17 protein-coding genes and 1 pseudogene are annotated in these 17,948 nt (G+C 65.0%); 9 read left to right on the top strand and 9 right to left on the bottom strand.

Going from position 1 to position 17,948, the window contains the following annotated elements; translation table 11 throughout:
- Nucleotides 1–33 precede the first annotated feature (33 nt).
- From AC1DW2_RS07625 to AC1DW2_RS07605, 5 genes are all read left to right on the top strand, one after another.
- The gene (locus AC1DW2_RS07625; protein WP_477005627.1) at nucleotides 34–1,836 is read left to right on the top strand and encodes an adenine deaminase C-terminal domain-containing protein; all 1,803 of its coding nucleotides are present in this window, start codon (nucleotides 34–36) and stop codon (nucleotides 1,834–1,836) included.
- Between the two features lie 152 nt (nucleotides 1,837–1,988).
- The gene (gene gcl / locus AC1DW2_RS07620; RefSeq protein WP_247308579.1) at nucleotides 1,989–3,779 is read left to right on the top strand and encodes a glyoxylate carboligase; all 1,791 of its coding nucleotides are present in this window, start codon (nucleotides 1,989–1,991) and stop codon (nucleotides 3,777–3,779) included.
- An 11-nt stretch (nucleotides 3,780–3,790) separates the two neighbouring features.
- Nucleotides 3,791–4,576, top strand: coding sequence for a hydroxypyruvate isomerase (gene hyi / locus AC1DW2_RS07615; RefSeq protein WP_354237820.1), 786 nt, complete (start codon nucleotides 3,791–3,793; stop codon nucleotides 4,574–4,576).
- Nucleotides 4,577–4,588: 12 nt separating this feature from the next.
- Nucleotides 4,589–5,476, top strand: a complete 888-nt coding sequence (locus AC1DW2_RS07610) for a 2-hydroxy-3-oxopropionate reductase (RefSeq protein WP_477005626.1) — start codon at nucleotides 4,589–4,591, stop codon at nucleotides 5,474–5,476.
- A 112-nt stretch (nucleotides 5,477–5,588) separates the two neighbouring features.
- Nucleotides 5,589–5,972 (top strand): DUF1236 domain-containing protein, encoded by a 384-nt coding sequence (locus AC1DW2_RS07605; RefSeq protein WP_014496647.1) that lies wholly within the window; start codon nucleotides 5,589–5,591, stop codon nucleotides 5,970–5,972.
- 60 nt (nucleotides 5,973–6,032) lie between these two features.
- On the opposite strand, the gene AC1DW2_RS07600 is transcribed toward AC1DW2_RS07605, so the two are convergent.
- The 3 genes from AC1DW2_RS07600 to AC1DW2_RS07590 form a co-directional block, all read right to left on the bottom strand.
- Nucleotides 6,033–6,395 carry a VanZ family protein gene (locus AC1DW2_RS07600; RefSeq protein WP_477005625.1) on the bottom strand — a complete coding sequence of 121 codons (363 nt, stop codon included), beginning with the start codon at nucleotides 6,393–6,395 and terminating at the stop codon, nucleotides 6,033–6,035.
- A 77-nt stretch (nucleotides 6,396–6,472) separates the two neighbouring features.
- Entirely contained in the window at nucleotides 6,473–7,069 is a 597-nt protein-coding gene (locus AC1DW2_RS07595) for a thiamine pyrophosphate-dependent enzyme (RefSeq protein ID WP_477005624.1), read from the bottom strand.
- Between the two features lie 8 nt (nucleotides 7,070–7,077).
- A complete protein-coding gene (locus tag AC1DW2_RS07590) occupies nucleotides 7,078–7,644 on the bottom strand; it encodes a decarboxylase (protein ID WP_354117008.1) in 567 nt (188 codons plus the stop codon).
- Nucleotides 7,645–7,888: 244 nt separating this feature from the next.
- Here AC1DW2_RS07590 and AC1DW2_RS07585 point away from each other — a divergent pair, with 244 nt between their 5' ends.
- The 3 genes from AC1DW2_RS07585 (at nucleotide 7,889) to AC1DW2_RS07575 (ending at nucleotide 9,857) form a co-directional block, all read left to right on the top strand.
- Nucleotides 7,889–8,938, top strand: coding sequence for a hydroxyacid dehydrogenase (locus tag AC1DW2_RS07585; protein ID WP_477005623.1), 1,050 nt, complete (start codon nucleotides 7,889–7,891; stop codon nucleotides 8,936–8,938).
- A 116-nt stretch (nucleotides 8,939–9,054) separates the two neighbouring features.
- Nucleotides 9,055–9,504, top strand: coding sequence for a flagellar basal body rod protein FlgC (locus tag AC1DW2_RS07580; RefSeq protein WP_477005749.1), 450 nt, complete (start codon nucleotides 9,055–9,057; stop codon nucleotides 9,502–9,504).
- 140 nt (nucleotides 9,505–9,644) lie between these two features.
- Nucleotides 9,645–9,857: a hypothetical protein gene (locus AC1DW2_RS07575; RefSeq protein WP_028150282.1), complete on the top strand. Its 213-nt coding sequence runs from the start codon at nucleotides 9,645–9,647 to the stop codon at nucleotides 9,855–9,857.
- Nucleotides 9,858–9,860: 3 nt separating this feature from the next.
- Here the strand turns inward: AC1DW2_RS07575 and AC1DW2_RS07570 are convergent, their stop codons facing one another.
- The 6 genes from AC1DW2_RS07570 to AC1DW2_RS07545 form a co-directional block, all read right to left on the bottom strand.
- Nucleotides 9,861–10,439, bottom strand: coding sequence for an N-acetyltransferase family protein (locus AC1DW2_RS07570; RefSeq protein WP_477005622.1), 579 nt, complete (start codon nucleotides 10,437–10,439; stop codon nucleotides 9,861–9,863).
- A 6-nt stretch (nucleotides 10,440–10,445) separates the two neighbouring features.
- Nucleotides 10,446–12,803, bottom strand: coding sequence for an Orn/Lys/Arg family decarboxylase (locus AC1DW2_RS07565; RefSeq protein ID WP_071915534.1), 2,358 nt, complete (start codon nucleotides 12,801–12,803; stop codon nucleotides 10,446–10,448).
- A 97-nt stretch (nucleotides 12,804–12,900) separates the two neighbouring features.
- Nucleotides 12,901–15,105, bottom strand: a complete 2,205-nt coding sequence (locus AC1DW2_RS07560) for a xanthine dehydrogenase family protein molybdopterin-binding subunit (protein ID WP_477005621.1) — start codon at nucleotides 15,103–15,105, stop codon at nucleotides 12,901–12,903.
- Between the two features lie 7 nt (nucleotides 15,106–15,112).
- Nucleotides 15,113–16,129, bottom strand: a complete 1,017-nt coding sequence (locus AC1DW2_RS07555) for an FAD binding domain-containing protein (RefSeq protein WP_477005620.1) — start codon at nucleotides 16,127–16,129, stop codon at nucleotides 15,113–15,115.
- Complete coding sequence (locus AC1DW2_RS07550) at nucleotides 16,126–16,617, bottom strand: (2Fe-2S)-binding protein (protein ID WP_477005619.1); 492 nt, start codon at nucleotides 16,615–16,617, stop codon at nucleotides 16,126–16,128. Before AC1DW2_RS07550 ends, AC1DW2_RS07555 begins: the two co-directional genes overlap by 4 nt.
- A 143-nt stretch (nucleotides 16,618–16,760) precedes the next feature.
- Complete coding sequence (locus AC1DW2_RS07545; RefSeq protein ID WP_014496633.1) at nucleotides 16,761–17,240, bottom strand: Lrp/AsnC family transcriptional regulator; 480 nt, start codon at nucleotides 17,238–17,240, stop codon at nucleotides 16,761–16,763.
- 141 nt (nucleotides 17,241–17,381) lie between these two features.
- Between AC1DW2_RS07545 and AC1DW2_RS07540 the strand changes: the two are divergent.
- Nucleotides 17,382–17,948 (top strand): annotated as a pseudogene (locus tag AC1DW2_RS07540) (alanine dehydrogenase); the annotation flags it as partial.

Raw genomic sequence — 17,948 nt, 5'->3', positions numbered from 1 at the left:
ATCGCTGGGCCGTAACGCCACGCGAGGGTCCCGATGACCAGACTTACCCGCTTCGCCGTCGCACCGCTGCATTCGATGACCCGGCGTCTGGCCGATGTCGCCTCCGCGCGCGTCGCACCGGATCTCGTGGTCACGGGGGCCCGGGTGCTTTCGACCTATTCGGAGCGCATCCATCCCGGTCGGGAGATCTGGATCACCGGTGGCCGCGTCGCAGCGGTGAAGCCGGCGGGCGCGGCGAAAAAGGCCTGGAGCAATGTTCCGCTTTACGACGCCGCCGGCGGCATCATCGCGCCGGGGCTGGTCGATCCGCACATCCACATCGAATCCTCCATGGTGACGGCCTGCGCCTATGCCGAGGCCGCGCTCCTCAACGGCACCACCACGATCTTCTGCGACAGCCACGAGATCGGCAACGTCATGGATGTCGCCGGTGTCGAGGCGATGCTGGAGGACGCGCGCGAGGCGCCGCTCTCGATCTTTTTGACGGTGCCGAGCACGGTGCCGGCCACGTCGGCGGAACTGGAGACCGCGGGCGGCGACCTCACGCCGGACAAGATCGCCGGCCTGTTCGACCGCTGGCCCGAAGCGGTCGCGCTCGGCGAGAAGATGGATTTCGTGCCTGTCACGATGGGCGACGAGCGCAGTCATGCCATCCTGGCCGCGGCCTTGAAGCGGGGACGGCCAGTGTCAGGCCATGTCTACGGCCGTGAATTCGTCGCGGCCTATGCGGCGTCCGGCGTCACCGACACCCATGAGGCGATCGATCGCGACATCGCCGACGATCTGCTCGACGCCGGCGTCTGGGTGTTCCTGCGCGGCGGTCCGCCGACCACGCCCTGGCACTCGCTGCCGCAGGCGATCCGCACCATCACCGAACTCGGGGCGTCGCACAAACGTACGGCCGTGTGCACCGACGACCGTGATGCCGACGATCTTCTGCTGTTCGGTCTCGACTGGGTGGTGCGCGAGGCCGTAAAGGCCGGCATGTCGCCCGAACAGGCCTGGTCGATGGGCTCGCTGCATGGTGCCACACGCTTCGGCATGGAGGGCGATATCGGCGGGCTCGGCGGCGGCCGCCGCGCCGATCTCGTGCTGATGGACGATCAGCTCAGACCGCAATGCACCTGGTATGGCGGCGAGCTGGTGGTCGAGCACGGCAAGATCACAGAGCAGCTCGATCAGGCGCTGTCGCAACGCTATCAATATCCGAAGGCGGCCTATGCGACCGTAAAGCTTCCGGAGAAGGTCAAGCTGACGCCGGAATTGCCGGCGAAGGCGTGTACCGTCAATGCCATCAAGACCGCGTTGCCGGGCATTACGCTGATCCATGAGAAGGTCGCGATCGAGCCGGCCAAGGATTGGCCGTCGCTGTTTGAGCGCTACGGCCTGTGCTTCGTCACGGTGGTCGAGCGCCACGGCAAGTCGGCCGGCAATGTGGCTTACGGCCTGCTGAAGGATTTCGGCCTGAAGCGCGGGGCGGTCGCCTCCAGCGTCGGGCACGACAGCCACAACATCATCGTCGCCGGCACCAACGAGAGCGACATGCAGGCGGCGATATCGGCCATCAAGGCGGAACAGGGCGGCGTTTGCGTCGTCGCCGACGGCAAGGTGAGGGCGCTGGTCCCGCTGCCGATCGCCGGCCTTCTCTCCGACAAACGGGTTACCGAGGTCGCCGAAGCGGTCAAGGTACTGAAGAAGGAATGGGCGGAAGCCGGCTGCACCATCCCCTACATGGGCTTCAATTTGATTCCGCTATCGGTCATTCCGGAAATTCGCATCACCGACAAGGGCCTCGTGCTGGTGCCGCAGATGGAGCTGGCGCCGCTGTTCGAGTGAGCGGCTTTCACGCCGATGTCAATCTAACCGCTTGAGACCGCCGCGTTTTTTCCGCGGCTGCCGCATCGTGGAAAATAAAATCGATCTCGTTGAGATCGCATCTTGCACGCCTGATGATCGCGCTCGCTGACGCAACTCAAGCGAGGTCCGATATGGCGAAGATGCGAGCCGTCGATGCTGCCGTGCGAATTCTGGAGAAGGAAGGCATCTCGACTGCCTTCGGCGTTCCCGGGGCCGCGATCAATCCGCTGTACTCGGCGCTGAAGAAGCGCGGGTCGATCCGCCACATTCTCGCGCGCCATGTCGAGGGCGCCTCGCATATGGCCGAGGGCTATACGCGGGCGAAGGCCGGCAATATCGGCGTCTGCATCGGCACGTCGGGGCCGGCCGGCACCGACATGATCACCGGGCTATATTCGGCGATCGCCGATTCCATTCCGATCCTCTGCATCACCGGGCAGGCGCCGCGCGCACGGCTCTACAAGGAAGACTTTCAGGCCGTCGACATCGAGTCGATCGCAAAGCCCGTGACCAAATGGGCTGTGACCGTGCGCGAGCCGGCGCTGGTGCCGCGTGTGTTCAGCCAGGCCTTTCACATCATGCGCTCGGGCCGGCCAGGTCCGGTGCTGATCGACATGCCGCTCGACGTGCAACTCGCCGAGATCGAGTTCGACGACGAGACCTATGAGCCGCTGTCGGTCTACAAGCCCACCGCGACGCGCAAGCAGGTCGAGAAGGCGCTGGAGATGCTCAATGCCGCCGAGCGGCCGCTGATCGTCGCCGGTGGCGGCATCATCAACGCCGACGCCTCGGACCTGCTGGTGGAATTCGCCGAGATCACCAACGTGCCGGTCGTGCCGACGCTGATGGCGTGGGGCGCGATCCCCGACGACCACGTGCTGATGGCCGGCATGGTCGGCCTGCAGACCAGCCACCGCTATGGCAATGCGACCATGCTGGAATCCGACTTCGTGCTCGGCATCGGCAACCGCTGGGCCAACCGTCACACCGGCTCGGTCGAGACCTACACCAAGGGCCGCACCTTCGTGCATGTCGACATCGAGCCGACCCAGATCGGGCGCGTGTTCAATCCGGATCTCGGCATCGTCTCGGACGCCAAGGCCGCGCTCGAGCTCTTCGTCACCGTCGCCAGGGAGTGGCGCCGGTCAGGCAGGTTGCGCGAGCGCCAGGCGTGGCCCGCGGCCTGCCGCGATCGCAAGAAGACGATGCTGCGCAAGAGCCATTTCGACAACGTCCCGATCAAGCCGCAGCGCGTCTATGAGGAGATGAACAAGGCCTTCGGCCGCGACACCACCTATGTGACCGTGATCGGCTTGTCGCAGATCGCCGGCGCGCAGTTCTTGGGCGTCTACAAGCCGCGCAACTGGATCAATGCCGGGCAAGCCGGCCCGCTCGGCTGGACGCTGCCCGCCGCGCTCGGGGTGCGTGCGGCATGCCCGGATCGCGAGATCGTCGCGCTGTCCGGCGATTATGACTTCCAGTTCCTGATCGAGGAGCTCGCGGTCGGCGCGCAGTTCAATCTGCCCTACATCCACGTCGTCGTGAACAATTCCTATCTCGGCCTGATCCGCCAGGCCCAGCGCGGCTTCGACATGGATTACCACGTCCAGCTCTCCTTCGAGAACGTCAACGCACCGGAGCTCGGTGGCTACGGCGTCGACCATGTCGCGGTCGCTGAAGGCCTGGGCTGCAAGGCGATCCGCGTCACCGATCCCAAGGATACGCAGGCGGCGTTTGCGACCGCCCGCGAATTGATGGCGAAGCACCGCGTGCCCGTCGTGGTCGAGTTCATTCTCGAACGCGTCACCAACATCGCGATGGGCACGGAGATCGACAACATCGTCGAGTTCGAGGAGGTGCTGGACTTGCCGCTGGACGAGGTCGGGACCAAGCGGCCCGGCGTGCTGCAGCCGGCGGAATAGGGGAGAGCATCATGCCGAAATTTGCCGCCAACCTCACCATGCTCTTCAACGAGATGCCGTTTCCTGATCGCTTCGCCGCGGCGAAAGCGGCGGGCTTCTCCGGGGTCGAGTATCTCTTCCCGTACGATTTCGACAAGGCGCTGCTGCGCGAGCAGCTCGAGGCTCACGGGCTGACGCAGGTGCTGCACAACCTTCCAGCGGGAAACTGGGCAGCGGGCGAGCGCGGCATCGCGATCCTGCCCGATCGCGTCAGTGAATTTCGCGACGGCGTGTTTCGTGCCATCGACTACGCCAAGGCGCTCGATTGCGAGCAGCTCAATTGCCTCGTCGGCATCGCGCCTGCCGATGCCGACCCGCGCGAGCTCAACGAAACGCTGGTTGGCAACCTTCGCTTTGCCGCCTCGACGCTGGCGCGCGAGAACATCAAGCTCCTGGTCGAGCCGATCAACACGCTCGACATTCCCGGCTTCCACCTCAACGGCACCGAGCAGGCGGTTCAGCTGATCTCCGAGGTGCGGTCGAACAATCTGTTCATCCAGTACGACATCTACCACATGCAGATCATGGAGGGCGATCTCGCCCGGACCATGCAGGAATATCTCCCCCAAATCGCCCATATCCAGCTCGCCGACAATCCCGGTCGCCACGAGCCCGGCACCGGCGAGATCAACTATCCCTTCCTGTTCCGCCACCTCGACGCGATCGGCTATCGCGGCTGGATCGGCTGCGAATACAAGCCGCGCACCACGACGCTGGAAGGCCTGTCCTGGCACGCCGCGCAGACATTTGAGACCTGAGGAAACGTAGACATGATCGACATCGGCTTCATCGGACTTGGCACCATGGGACGGCCGATGGCCGGCCATCTTCTGGCCGCAGGCCATCGCGTGCTGCTCCACGACGTTACGCCCGTGTCGCCCGAGCTGATCGCGGCGGGCGGCATCGCCTGCAAGTCAGCCAAGGAGGTCGCGGAGGAGGCGGATGCCGTCATCATCATGGTGCCTGATACCCCGCATGTGGAGGCGGTGCTGTTCGGCAAGGACGGCGTCGCGAGCGGCATCTCCAAGGGCAAGATCGTCGTCGACATGAGTTCGATCTCGCCGCTGGCGACCAAGGAGTTCGCGAAGAAGATCGAGGCGCTCGGCGCGGACTATCTCGACGCGCCGGTGTCGGGCGGCGAGGTCGGGGCAAAGGCCGCGACCCTCACCATCATGGTCGGCGGCCCGGAGCGGGCCTTTGGCACCATGAAGCCGATCTTCGACAAGATGGGAATGAACGTCACGCATGTCGGCGCCAATGGCGATGGTCAGACGACGAAGGTGGCCAACCAGATCATCGTCGCACTGACGATCGAGGCGGTGAGCGAAGCGCTGCTGTTCGCGTCCAAGGCGGGGGCCAATCCCGCTCTCGTACGCAAGGCGCTGATGGGCGGTTTTGCATCGTCGCGGATTCTCGAAGTGCATGGCGAGCGCATGGTGAAGCGCAATTTCGAGCCGGGTTTCCGCATCGAGCTGCACCAGAAGGACCTCAACCTCGCGCTGGAAGGTGCGCGCGCGCTCGGCCTGTCGCTACCGAGCACGGCATTGGCGCAGCAATTGTTCTCGTCCTGCGCCGCGCATGGTGGCAAGGCCTGGGATCATTCCGCGATGGTGCGGGCACTGGAACTGATGGCGGGACACGAGATCGCCGCGGCGTAAGTGTTACGCAGTAACACTCTCCAGATTTGGCCTGTCTTTCGTCGTGCGGGAACCGGAACAATGGTCCGACCCCGCGGTTGAAGGCGCAGAACAATCACTGGAGAGTGTGGACATGAAGACCCGTCTTGCGATTTCGCTGGCTGCCGTGTCGCTGCTGGCGTCGAGTGCAGCCTTTGCCCAGTCGACGACCGAACAGGGCGCCAGGGACGGCGCGCGCGCGGGTGGCGACATCGGTGGACCGATCGGCGCGATGGTCGGCGGCACCGTCGGTGCGGCCGTCGGCGCCGGCCTCGAAATTCCGAATGCCGTGCTCGGCGGAATCCCGCGCGACGATTCCGTCGTGATCCACGAGCGCGTCGTCGTCGGCGAGCCGCTGCCCCCGACCGTGGTGCTGCGCCCCGTGCCGAACTACACCGAGTATCGCTACGCGGTCGTGAACGATCGCCGCGTCATCGTCGAACCGCGCACGCGCCGCGTCGTCAAGATCATCGACTGATCGGTCAGAGCGTGAAGGCTTTGAAGAGCCGGGCCCTGCGGAGCGTCACTCCGCGGGGCCCTAGTTCGTCAGGGCCGAACTGGCGCGGAGGCGTGCCATGATCCAATCGGCGACGGCGGCGAGCGCAAAGCCGATACAGGCGGTGCCGGCATCGACCAGAAAATCTTCCAGCCGTGCATGCCGTCCCGGTGCCCAGAACTGCATCAGCTCGAGCACGCCGATCAGGACCACCGCGAAGGCTGCGACAGCCCAGCGGCGATTCCGGTAGGCGAGGCCGAAGGCCAGTCCCACCAGGATGAAGGCAAGGGCGTGCTCGCCGTCCTGGCCGAGGTCGGAATGGGGCCGCAGGCCGGGCGGGCCGAGGGTTGCGAAAGTGACGGCGGCCGCGAGCAGCCAGGCAAAAAAGCGAACAAAAATGGGCATCCGGTGCCGATAGCACGGATTTGCAACGGCCTGTTACGGGGCAGGGATCAGATCGCCGTGTAGTTAATGACGAAACGTTAAAGTGGTTCGCGCACGCCGAGGCCGTGCATGAAGCGTTCCCGGATCTGAACGGGATCCCTGCGGGTGGTACCCACGCCCGGCTTGTCGTCGATGCGGACCGCGATCAGGCTCGGCTCGGAGGCGGACAGGGCCTCGTCGACCAGCCGCTCGAAATCCTCCTCGTCCGCGGCCCAGACGCTGTTGGCAAGTCCCGAGCCTGTGGCTATGGCGACGATGTCGGCGACGCCAGCGGCCGGTGTCGGCTGCGCACCGGTGATCTGGTAGATGCCATTGTCCATCACGATCATGATGAGGTTCTTCGGCTTCAACGCCGCGATCGTCGCGAGCGCGCCGAGCTGCATCAGCAGCGAGCCGTCGCCTTCGAGCGCGAAGACGCGGCGATCGGGCTGGGCCAGCGCGACGCCCAATGCAATCGGGAAAGCCAGCCCCATGCTGCCGAGCATGTAGAAGTTCTGCGGGCGATGGCCGGCAGCCCAGAGATCGAAATTGGTGTTGCCGATGCCGCCGACCACGGCTTCCTCGTGCTTGAGCTTTCCGATCAGGCGCGAGGTAACGTCGAAGCGGTTCATGACCTTGGTATTGCGCGTGTTCATCGCCGACCTCACTTGTCGAACGTCTTGCCGCCGGTGAGCAGCGGGTTGAGGATCAACGCCACCGGCGCTTGCGTGGTGACGGCCTGCTTGATCGAGCGGTCGGCGATGAATTCGAGTTCGTCGAGCCGGGTGATGGTGTGGTGCTCCAGCGCGAGCGAATCCAGCACCGGGCGCATGGTCCGGCAGACCAGCGATTGCCCGTAATTGAACTCGCCAAGCGTGCCGCGCTCGGAGACGAACATGATCAGCGGGATCTGGTAGGGCACCGCGAGCGAGGCCAGCACGTTGGCGAGCGTGGCGAAGCCGGAGGTCTGCATCAGCACCGCGCCGCGACGTCCGCCCATCCAGGCGCCGGAGACGATGCCGACAGCCTCTTCCTCGCGGGCGGTGGCAAAGGTGGTGAAGAAGGGGTCGGCGTGCAGGTTCTTGATCAGCGGCGTCAGCACGCGGTCGGGCACGTAAGGGATCAGGCTGATCTCGTTCCGCTTCAGGGTCTGCAGGACGATGCCGTGCCAGCTCCTGTCGCTGGCGCCTTGTGCCGCTTGGGGCGAGGTCTGCTGTTCCGCAAGCGCCATTGCGTTCTCCCTTGAGCCGCGCATGCTTCTTGGTTCTGGTCGTCGCGGCGGTCTGCCGAACTTGACGCAGGCAGCGGGATTGTCAACATGTCCGGGCCAGCACCGTGATCTGCGCCAGACGGCCTGTCGTGGCCGGCACCGCCATGTCATAAGCGGCGATAATGCAAAAACGGGAGGAACGCATGGACGGAGCGCGGGGTGCGCTGGCCTTGCGGGTCTCCTTGAGAGAGCCGGAAGGGTCCTGATGTCCGTCAATAGCAAGCGCGTCTTCTACGTCAAATACCTGGCCAATCCGATCTATATCGACATCCTGAAGGCGCGATCCGACGTCCGGCTCGATCGCATCGAGAACGAGAGCCCCGAAGATTTCTATGCCCCGATCCTGAACGTGGCGCATGTTTACCAGATCGGCGCCGCCCGCGACGAACTTGCCCCGCATTTCCATGTCGATGCCGCCTTCCTGAAGCGCACGCCGAACCTGTTGCTGGTCTCCAGCAATGGCGCGGGCTTCGACCCTGTCGACGTCGAGGCCTGCACCGATGCGGGCGTGCTGGTCGTCAACCAGTCCGGTGGCAACGCGYATTCCGTCGCCGAGCATGMGCTGGCGATGATGCTGACGCTGTCCAAGCGCATCATCCAGTCCGACCGCCGCCTGCGCCGCGAGCGCGACGTCAACCGCAACGAGCTCGTCGGCAACGAGGTCGAGCACAAGACCGTGGGCATCATCGGCCTCGGCAATGTCGGCCGCCGCATTGCCGCGCTGTGCAAGGGCCTGCTGGGCATGACGGTGCTGGCCTATGACCCGTATTTGTCGGCCGAGGTGATGGCCGAGCGGGGCGGGGAGAAGGTCGAGCTCGACGAGCTGCTGCGCCGCGCCGATTTCGTCTCGATCTCCTGTCCGCTCGACAAGAAAAGCCGCAACATGATCAGCGTGCGCGAATTCGCGCTGATGCAGCCGCATGCGTACTTCATCACCACCGCGCGCGGCTTCATCCACGACGAGGACGCGCTGCTCCAGGCGCTGCGCGACAAGCGCATCGCCGGCGCCGGCCTCGACGTCTGGTCCAAGGAGCCGCCGCCGCCGGAGCATCCGCTGCTCCAGCTCGACAACGTGCTGGCGAGCCCGCACACCGCGGGCGTCACGATCGAGGCGCGCCAGAACATGGGCCGCATCGCCGCCGAGCAGGTGCTGGAGACGCTCGACGGCAAGCGCCCGCCGCGCATCATCAATCCCGAGGTCTGGCCGCGCTACGCCGAGCGCTTCAAGCAGGCGTTCGGCGTGACGCCGGGGTAGGGGCGTGCGAAGCCTGATCGCGCTCCGATCGTTGGTTACGCGGATGAAAACAGAAAGCGGCGGATTTTACTGACGGCGTGAATGAACGCGTATCACTTGTCCTGTAGTTGAAGTCCATGAGCATATTTTCGATTGCGACATCCGGACTTTCCGCGGCGAGTTTGCGTGTGAACGTGGCCGCGAGCAACATCGCCAATGTCCGCACGACCGGCCCGCTACCCGCCTCAAGCGGATCGAGCACATCGGCCGGTGCGGGCAGCTCGAGCATTGGCCCGACATTTCCAGCGGCCTATGTGCCGTTGCGTGTCGATCAGGTCTCCCAATCGAGCGGCTCGACGCCAGGTGGTACTGTCGCAACCGTGTCGACGGTTTCGCCGAGCTATACCGCACAATCCGACCCCAGCGCTCCCTTCGCAAACGAGGACGGCCTGGTCGCCGCGCCGAACGTCGATCTCGCCAGCGAGTTCGTTCAATTGGCGGCCGCCAAGTACAGCTTCATCGCCAATGCGAAGGTCATTCAAGCCTACGCCGAGACAGAACAGACCCTCCTCGATATCAAGACGTGATCGCTGACGGATTGTATCGACGCCTGCGTTGGCGGCGGGAACCGTCACCGATCTTGATCCGCGTCAAAATCTCCTTTCCCGGTTCAGGCTAAATGGGATTAAAGTGCCGCCGGGGCACGCTGGCGCAGGCAGGAGGTCCCATGTCAACTTATGTCGTCAGGTTCATGAAGGACGTGCTCGGCCAATACGGCCGGCAGATCGAGGTTTGCCAGGGCACGCTTGAAATCGACGCCACCGACGAGGACGAAGCCAGGGAGCGGGCGAAGGCGAGGTTTTGCAAGGACCAGGCGTTGCATCACTGGTCGCTGCATGCCGACCGGATCCAGGTCAAGCCGGCTGACTTTCCCTCGTAAGATTTAACGGCCCGGTGCCGGTAGCGTCGGCGGAGCGGTGACGCCCGCGCCGAGCGATCGCTGCACCATGACCGTGTCCGACCAGCGGCCGTGGCGATAGGCGACACCGCAGAGCAGGCCGGCGCGCGCGAAGCCGAACTTTTCGTGCAGCGCCAGCGAGGGCGCGTTGTCGGCGTCGATATAGCCGATCATCTGGCGGAAGCCGGCCGCCGCACACGCATCGATCATTCCCTGGAGCAGCAGCCGGCCGACGCCGCGGCCGAGATGTTCGTGGTGGACGTAGATCGAATGCTTGGCCGTGTAGCGATAGGCCGGGCGCTTGCGGAACAGCACGGCATAGGCATAGCCGACCACCTCGCCACGATAGGTCGCGACCAGATGCGGCAGGCGGGTCTGCTTCAGGTTCTTGCGGCGGTCGCGCAGATCGTCCGGTTCGGGCGCGCCGGTTCCCTCGACATCCCGCGGCACGCCATTGCGGACGTGATGGCGGTAGATCGCCAGCATCGCCTCGACATCGCTCTCCCGTGAGGGGCGGACCTGAACCGGCTCGTCATCTGTACGCGCAATCGCTGTTTCGTCCATCGGCACCTACTCGGCAACGACGTAAGTATAGAGGCCGATGCGGCCCTGTGCATCGATCTCCTTGTAGACACCCTGGATTTCCACATCGAACCCCGGGAACGTGTTGAAGCAGGTCTCGAACATCTTGAGATAATCCACCATGGGCTTGGCCCGCTCCGTCAGCCGTTCGCCGGGCACGATGGTGGCGATGCCGGGCGGGTAGACCACGAAGGGCGTGGTGGCGATGCGGCCCGCGATCGCCTCGATCGGCAAATAGTCGACGTCGTTCTTGAACAGATAGCGCGCGGCATCGCGGGGCGACATCGCGATCTCGGGCATGTGCTCGGGCATGAACTGCCGGGCCTGGAGGGCGCTGACATCGGCGGCGCGGAAGAAGCGGTGCATGTCGCCGCAGAGATCGCGCAGCCGCACGCCGGCATAGCGCGCCTGCCGCCGCTGGTAGAATTCAGGGATGACGTCGGCCAGCAACGCGTTGTCGTCATGCAACCTTTTGAATGCGACAAGCCCGGAGATCAGCGTGCCGGCCTTGCTCGCCTCGACGCCGGGGGTCAGCAGGAAGAGCAGGGAGTTGAGGTCGTTCTTCTCAGGGACGATGCGGTTTTCGCGCAAATACTGCGCGACCACAGGCGCGGGAATGCCGTGCTCGGCATAGGCGCCGGTGGTGCGATCGAAGCCGGGCGTCAGCAGCGTCAGCTTGTTCGGGTCGGTCATGGCAAAGCCCTCCGCGAGATCGGGAAAGCCGTGCCAGTTGGTATCTGGCGAGAGCTGCCACAGTGCCGGATTGGTGGCGAGCTCGTCGGTGGAGAGGGTCTCCCAGGCGACGTTGTGCGCGGCGCCGGGGCGGCTGACGTCGGGAATGGCGACGCGATCGGGAACGAAGGGCTCGAAGAACCAGCGGCGATCCGGATTTTGCTCCTTCTCCTCGAACTCCCGGCGCATGGCGCGGATCTTCTTGCGCAGCTCGATGCCGAGCCGGATCGTGTCGTCCCAGAGGACCTCGCCCGAGCGGCCCTTCATCATCTGCGCGCCGACGTCGAGGGAGGCGAACAGCGGGTAGAACGGCGAGGTCGAGGCGTGCTGCATGAAGCTCTCGTTGAAGCGGCGGTGTTCGACGCGCCGCTTCTGGCCGCGGATATGGCGGTCCTTGATGTGGATCTGGGAGGCCTGCGAGAAGCTCGCGAGCTGCTTGTGGGTGGACTGCGTCGCGATAATGCCGGGTGCTTCGGGGGGAAGGTTCGCCAGCCCCATGGCGAAGCGGCCGGCATAGAGCGGATGGAACTTCATGAAGCCGGCCCAGGCCTCGTCGAACAGGATGTATTCGCAGAGATGGCCGATGCGCTTCAGGATCATCTCGGCGCTGTGGATCGAGCCGTCATAGGTGCACTGCTCGACCACCGCGACGCGGAACGGCCGCTCCTTGCGCCAGGCGTCCTTGTCCGTCACCAGCGGATGGTTCCGGATCGCCTCGCGCAGGGCCTTTTCGTCGAGCATGTCCCAGCGCATCGGGCCGATCAGGCCCCAGGCGTTGCGGATCGTCGGTACGTAGACTGGGACGCCGCCATTGATCATCAGCGCGCCGTGATGGGCGGCCTTGTGGTTGTTGCGGTCGAACAGCACGAGATCCCCGTCGGTGACGAGGGCGCCGAGCGCGACCTTGTTCGAGGTCGAGGTGCCGTTGAGCACGAAATAGGTCTTCTCCGCGCCGAAAATCTGGGCGGCTTCCTTCTGCGCCCTCAGCGCGGGACCCTCATGGGTGAGGAGGTCGCCGAGGTCGAGCACGGAATTGTCGAGGTCGTCGCGGAACACGGACTCGCCGAGATGCTCGACAAAGACCCGGCCGATCGGGCTGCGGTTGTAGAACACGCCGCCATTGTGACCCGGACAGGTCCAGAGCTGGTTGCCTTCCTCGGCATAATCGACCAGCGCGCCGAAGAACGGCGTCTTCAGCGTCTCGGCATATTGCTTGAGCCGGCTGATCAAATTCTTGGCGATGAAGGTCGGCGTCTCCTCGGACAGGAAGACATAGCCGTCGATGAAGTCGAGCACCTCGACCGGCAAATCCTCGAAGCGCTTGCGCCGGATCAGGAGGATGATTGGGAAGTCGAGGCCGCGGCGCCGCATCAGGTTGATCAGCGCCGAGGTCTTCCCCTCGAGGCCCTTCTTGCCCCAGTCCACCACCATGCAGCCGATCGCGGCGTCGGTCTGCACCGCGATCTCGGCGTCCTCCAACCTGCGGGCCCTCACGACCTCGAAGCCGGAGCGCTGGATCTCCTCGATAATCTGGTTGAAGCGGATGCCTTCCAGATCGTCGGCGTCGAACACAGGTGCGGCGAACAGGAAGTTGAAGCGCTTGAAATAATCCATGGCGTGTCCCGAATCTACAGAGACTGGCAGGTCTCTGCACTTTCGATGACAGTTCTATGACAATCGCCCGATCCAGCGGGGATCGTGTGACGGGCGATCAATCCAGCAACTTGTCCAGCGTGATCGGGAAGCGCCGGATGCGCTTACCGGTGGCGTGATAGACTGCGTTCGCGATCGCCGCAGGTACGCCGACGATGCCGATTTCGCCAATGCCCTTGACGCCCAGCTTGTTGATCCGGTCGTCGGGTTCGTCGACGAAGATGACGTCGATGTCGTGAACGTCGGCATTCACGGGAATGTGGTACTCGGCGATGTTCGCGTTCATGATCCTGCCGAAGCGGTGATCCATCACCGTCTCCTCGTGCAGCGCCATTCCGATGCCCCAGACCACGCCGCCCATGATCTGGCTGCGGCCGGTCTTGGTATTGAGGATCCGTCCGGCTGCGACCGCGCTCACGATGCGCGTGACGCGGATGACGCCCAATTCTTCGTCGACCTTGACCTCGGCGAAGACCGCCGAATGGGTGTTGCGCGCGTGCGACTTGTCCTCCGCGAAATGATTGAGCTTCTGCTTCTCGATCCGCTCGAGCTTGCCGTGACGCATCGCGTCCGCGATCGAGACGGCACGGGCCTTGTCGCCGGCCTTGGCGATCGTGCCGTCGACTAGGATCACATCGGGCGCATCGACGCCGCCGAGGGGCGAGGCGGGCATCGCCTTGGCGAGCCGTGCGAGCTCCTGGCGAATGTCTTCGGCCGCGCCCAGCACGGCGTGCGCGGCCGACGCCGCCATCCAGGAACCGCCCTCGACGGGGGCCTGCGGCAAGGTCGAATCGGCAAGCCTCACGTCGATATTCTCGATCGGCAGCCCGAGGGCGTCGGCGGCCACCTGGGCCACGATGGTGTAGGTGCCGGTGCCGATATCGGACGCGGCGCAGGATACCTCGGCATGGCCGTTCGACGTCAACACGATGCGGACGGCGACCGGCATCTGAAGCGCCTCCCATACCCCCGTCGCCATGCCCCAACCGACCAGGTCCTTGCCATCACGCATGGAGCGCGGCGCAGGATTGCGCCGGCTCCAGCCGAACGCTTCCGCGCCGCGGGCGTAGCATTCGCGCAGCTGCTTGCTGGTGTAGGGCAGGTCTTCACTCTGGTCGCGGTCCGAATAGCACTTCAACCGCAGCTCGATCGGGTCGAGCTTGAGCGCGACGGCCAGCTCGTCCATGGCACATTCGAGCGCGCAGACGCCGGAGGCGGCGCCGGGCGCGCGCATGTCGCAGGGTGTGGAGAGGTCGAGATCGACGAGCTTGTGGGAGAAGAGGCTGTTCGGGCTCTTGTACAGCTGTTCCGCCCAGCCGGTGTCATTGCGCGAAAAATCCTCGTAGCGCGAAGTCACGGCAGTGGCCTCGTGCGTGACGGCATCGAGCGTGCCGTCGGGCCTTGCGCCGAGCGCGACACGCTCAATGGTCATCGGCCGGTAGCCGAGCCCGTACATCTGCTGCCGTGTCAGCACGACACGGACGGATTGCTTGAGTTCGAGCGCGGCAAGCGTCGCCAGCACCACCTGGTATTGCGGCCGCAATCCGGAGCCGAAGGCACCGCCGACATAGGGCGAGACCACGCGGAGGTCATCGTGCCTCTTGTTGAACACACTGCATAGATATTTGTGGACGTTCTGGACACCTTGCGTTTTGTCATAGACGGTAAGCCTGCCGCTGCCGTCGCGGACCACCGTGGTCGCATAGAGCTCCATCGGGTTGTGGTGCTCGGTCGGCAGGACATAATCCGCCTGGTGCCGCACAGCGGCCCCAGCCAGCGCCGCGGCGGCGTCGCCGCGCGGCTTGTGCGGCCGATCCACTTTGCCGGCTTTGCCATGTTCGGATTCGAGATCCGTCGCAAATGCCTCCCGGTCGTATTCAACGCGCACGCGGGTCGCGGCGAATTTGGCGGTTTCCCAGTCATCCGCCACGACGAGCGCGATCGGCTGGCCGTTGAACCAGATCCTGTCGTCATAGAGCGGGCGGAAAGGCGAGCCCTTCTCCGGCGCCACCTCGTCCTTCCAGGCATCGTCATTGTCGGCGAGGGGCGGACGATGCGCATGCGTGAGCACGTCGACCACGCCCTTCACTTGCAGCGCGTCGCTGGCGTCGAGGTGAGCGATACGTCCGCGCGGAATCGTGGCCTCGACGACGAAGCCATGGAGGAGGCCGTCTGCCGGAAATTCGCCGGCATATTGGGCGGCTCCGGTGACCTTGGCGCGGCCATCGACGCGGGACGTTGGCGTTCCGACATAGGCGTTCATCGGTCCCTCACGCGATTTTCTTGTGAGCCTGTGATTGTGGCGTGGCGCTCGCGGCCTGTATCAGCGTACGCACGATGGCGCGGCGCGCGAGCTCGATCTTGAAGCGGTTATGTGCGCGGGCCGTTGCCCCGTGCAGCAGCAGATCGGCTGCGCGTGAGAAGTGATCCGGCGTCGCAGCCCGGCCGCGCAACGCCGCTTCGGCCTCGAGGCTGCGCCAGGGCTTGTGAGCCACGCCGCCCAGCGCCAGGCGGGCTTCGCTGATCGCGTTGCCATCCAGTTCGAGCGCGGCCGCGACCGAGACCAAAGCAAAAGCATAGGACAGCCGGTCGCGGATTTTCAGATAGCTGTAGTTACGGGCAAAGCCATGCTTGGGAAGTTCGACGGCCGCGATGATCTCGCCGGTGCCGAGATTTGTGTCGACATGGGGCTTGTCCTCCGGGAGCCGATGGAAATCGGTCAATGCGATTGTGCGCCGGCCGGAGGGACCTGCGATGTGCACGAGCGCACCGAGCGCGGCAAGTGCGACGCTCATGTCGGACGGGTTGGTCGCGATGCAGGACGCGCTCGTACCGAGGATTGCGTGGTTGCGGTTGAGGCCGTCGATTGCCGAGCAGCCGCTGCCGGGCTCTCGCTTGTTGCAGGGCGTCGCCGTGTCATAAAAGTAGGCGCAGCGCGTGCGCTGCATCAGGTTGCCGCCAACGGAGGCCATATTGCGCAATTGCGCGGAAGCGCCGGCGAGGATGGCGCCGGCGAGCAGGGGGTAGCGCTGCTCGACAAGCGGATGGTAAGCGAGGTCCGAATTCGGCACCAAGGCGCCGATGCGCAGGCCTCCGTCGGCCGTCTCCTCGATGTCGCGGAGCGGCAGGCGGGAGATGTCGATCAGCCGGGAGGGCCGCTCGACATTTTCCTTCATCAGGTCGATCAGATTGGTGCCGCCGGCAATCAGCTTGGCGCCGGAATCGGCGGTCAGCAGGCGGATCGCATCGGCGATGTCGGTGGCGCGGGAATACTGGAAGTTGTTCATGGCCGGCACATTGCCTGCTGGATCGCGGCGACGATGTTCGGATAGGCGCCGCAACGGCAGAGATTTCCGCTCATCAGCTCTCTGATCTCGTCGGCATCCCGGGCGCGGCCTTCGGCCAGAAGGCCCGCGGCCGAGCAAATCTGTCCCGGCGTGCAATAGCCGCACTGAAAGGCGTCGTGGTCGATGAACGCCTGCTGCACAGGATGAAGCGTTCCGTCCCTGGCAAGGCCTTCGATCGTCGTGATCTCGGCGCCGTCCTTCATGACGGCGAGCGTCAGGCAGGAATTGACGCGCCGACCGTCAACCAGCACGGTGCAGGCGCCGCATTGGCCATGATCGCAGCCTTTCTTGGTGCCGGTCAGCGCAAGATGGTCACGCAGGGCATCCAGAAGCGTGGTCCAGGGCACGAGATCGAGCGTGTGGCCGACGCCATTGACGACGATATGAACTGGAATGCGTTCGGGAATCTCGTGCGTGACATCGCTCATGTCCTGCTCCCTGCGACGGCGACTGAGCCGAGACGTCAGCCGAGCTGACGAGGAGGCACCGTTGCCTCCGCTTGCCAATGGCCTCCAACTTACAACCGGCCGCTTGGTTCCCTGCCGGGAATTATGGCGCCCGCGACACAGTGTCAGCGCTTGGCTTCGCCGAAAACCACCGTCGGCACCGCGCGGTTGACGATCTCGCGCAGCGCGAAGCTCGATTGGACCCGCGCCACGCGCGGCAGGCGCGACAACTCGGTACGGTGGATGCGCTCGAAATCCTGGATGTCGCGGGCGAGCACGATCAGGATGTAGTCGTCGGTGCCTGACATCAGGAAGCAGCGCACGACGGACGGGCATTTCACCACCTCCGCCTCGAACGCCTTCAGTGCCTCGTCGCTCTGGCTCTCCAGCGCAATGCGGACCAGCACCGTCGTGGTGAGGCCGAATTGCGCGAGATCGAGCGCGGCCTGGTAGGCCTGGATGTAGCCGTCGTCCTCCAGCGCCTTCTGCCGCCGCGCCAGCGCCGTGCTTGATAGCCCGACCTTCGCGGCGAGCTCGGTGTGGCTGGCCCGCGCATTGGTGGTGAGTTCCGCGAGGATGGCGAGATCTTTCCGGTCGAGGGCCAAGGTTTCGTTTCCAGCGTGAAAGGGCGTTTGCACGCCGGAAACCGGCGCGGGGAGGTCGAAGCTAGCGGATATTTGCACGAAACCAAACTGGCCCGATCGCTACGATGACGGGGTGAATCAGGACGTTGGAAGGAGCCCAAAATGCGCGTCGGTGTGCGCAAGGAGATCAAGGTGCAGGAATATCGCGTCGGGCTCACCCCGGGCGCGGTCCGCGAATATGTCGCGGCCGGGCACCAGGTCACGGTCGAGACCGGCGCCGGCAGCGGCATCGGCGCGTCCGACGAGGTGTACCAGCGGGCAGGGGCCGTGATCGCGGAGAACGCCCGCGACATCTTCGCCAGCTCCGACATGATCGTGAAGGTGAAGGAGCCGCAGAAAAGCGAATGGGCCCAGCTCCGCGAAAGCCAGATCCTCTTTACCTACCTCCATCTCGCGCCGGATCCCGAACAGGCCAAGGGTCTGCTCGCTTCCGGTTGCACTGCGGTCGCCTATGAGACCGTCACCGACGCGGCCGGTCACCTCCCCCTGCTTGCGCCGATGAGCGAAGTCGCCGGCCGCCTCGCCGTCGAAGCCGCCGGCGCTGCGCTCAAGCGATCGGCCGGCGGCCGCGGGGTGCTGCTCGGCGGTGTGCCCGGCGTGCAGCCGGCGCGCGTCGTCGTGCTCGGCGGCGGCGTGGTGGGAACGCAGGCGGCGCGCATGGCGCATGGC

The sequence above is a fragment of the Bradyrhizobium sp. P3_C3 genome (assembly GCF_056402655.1).
This window is presented reverse-complemented; position numbering and strand designations above follow the sequence as displayed.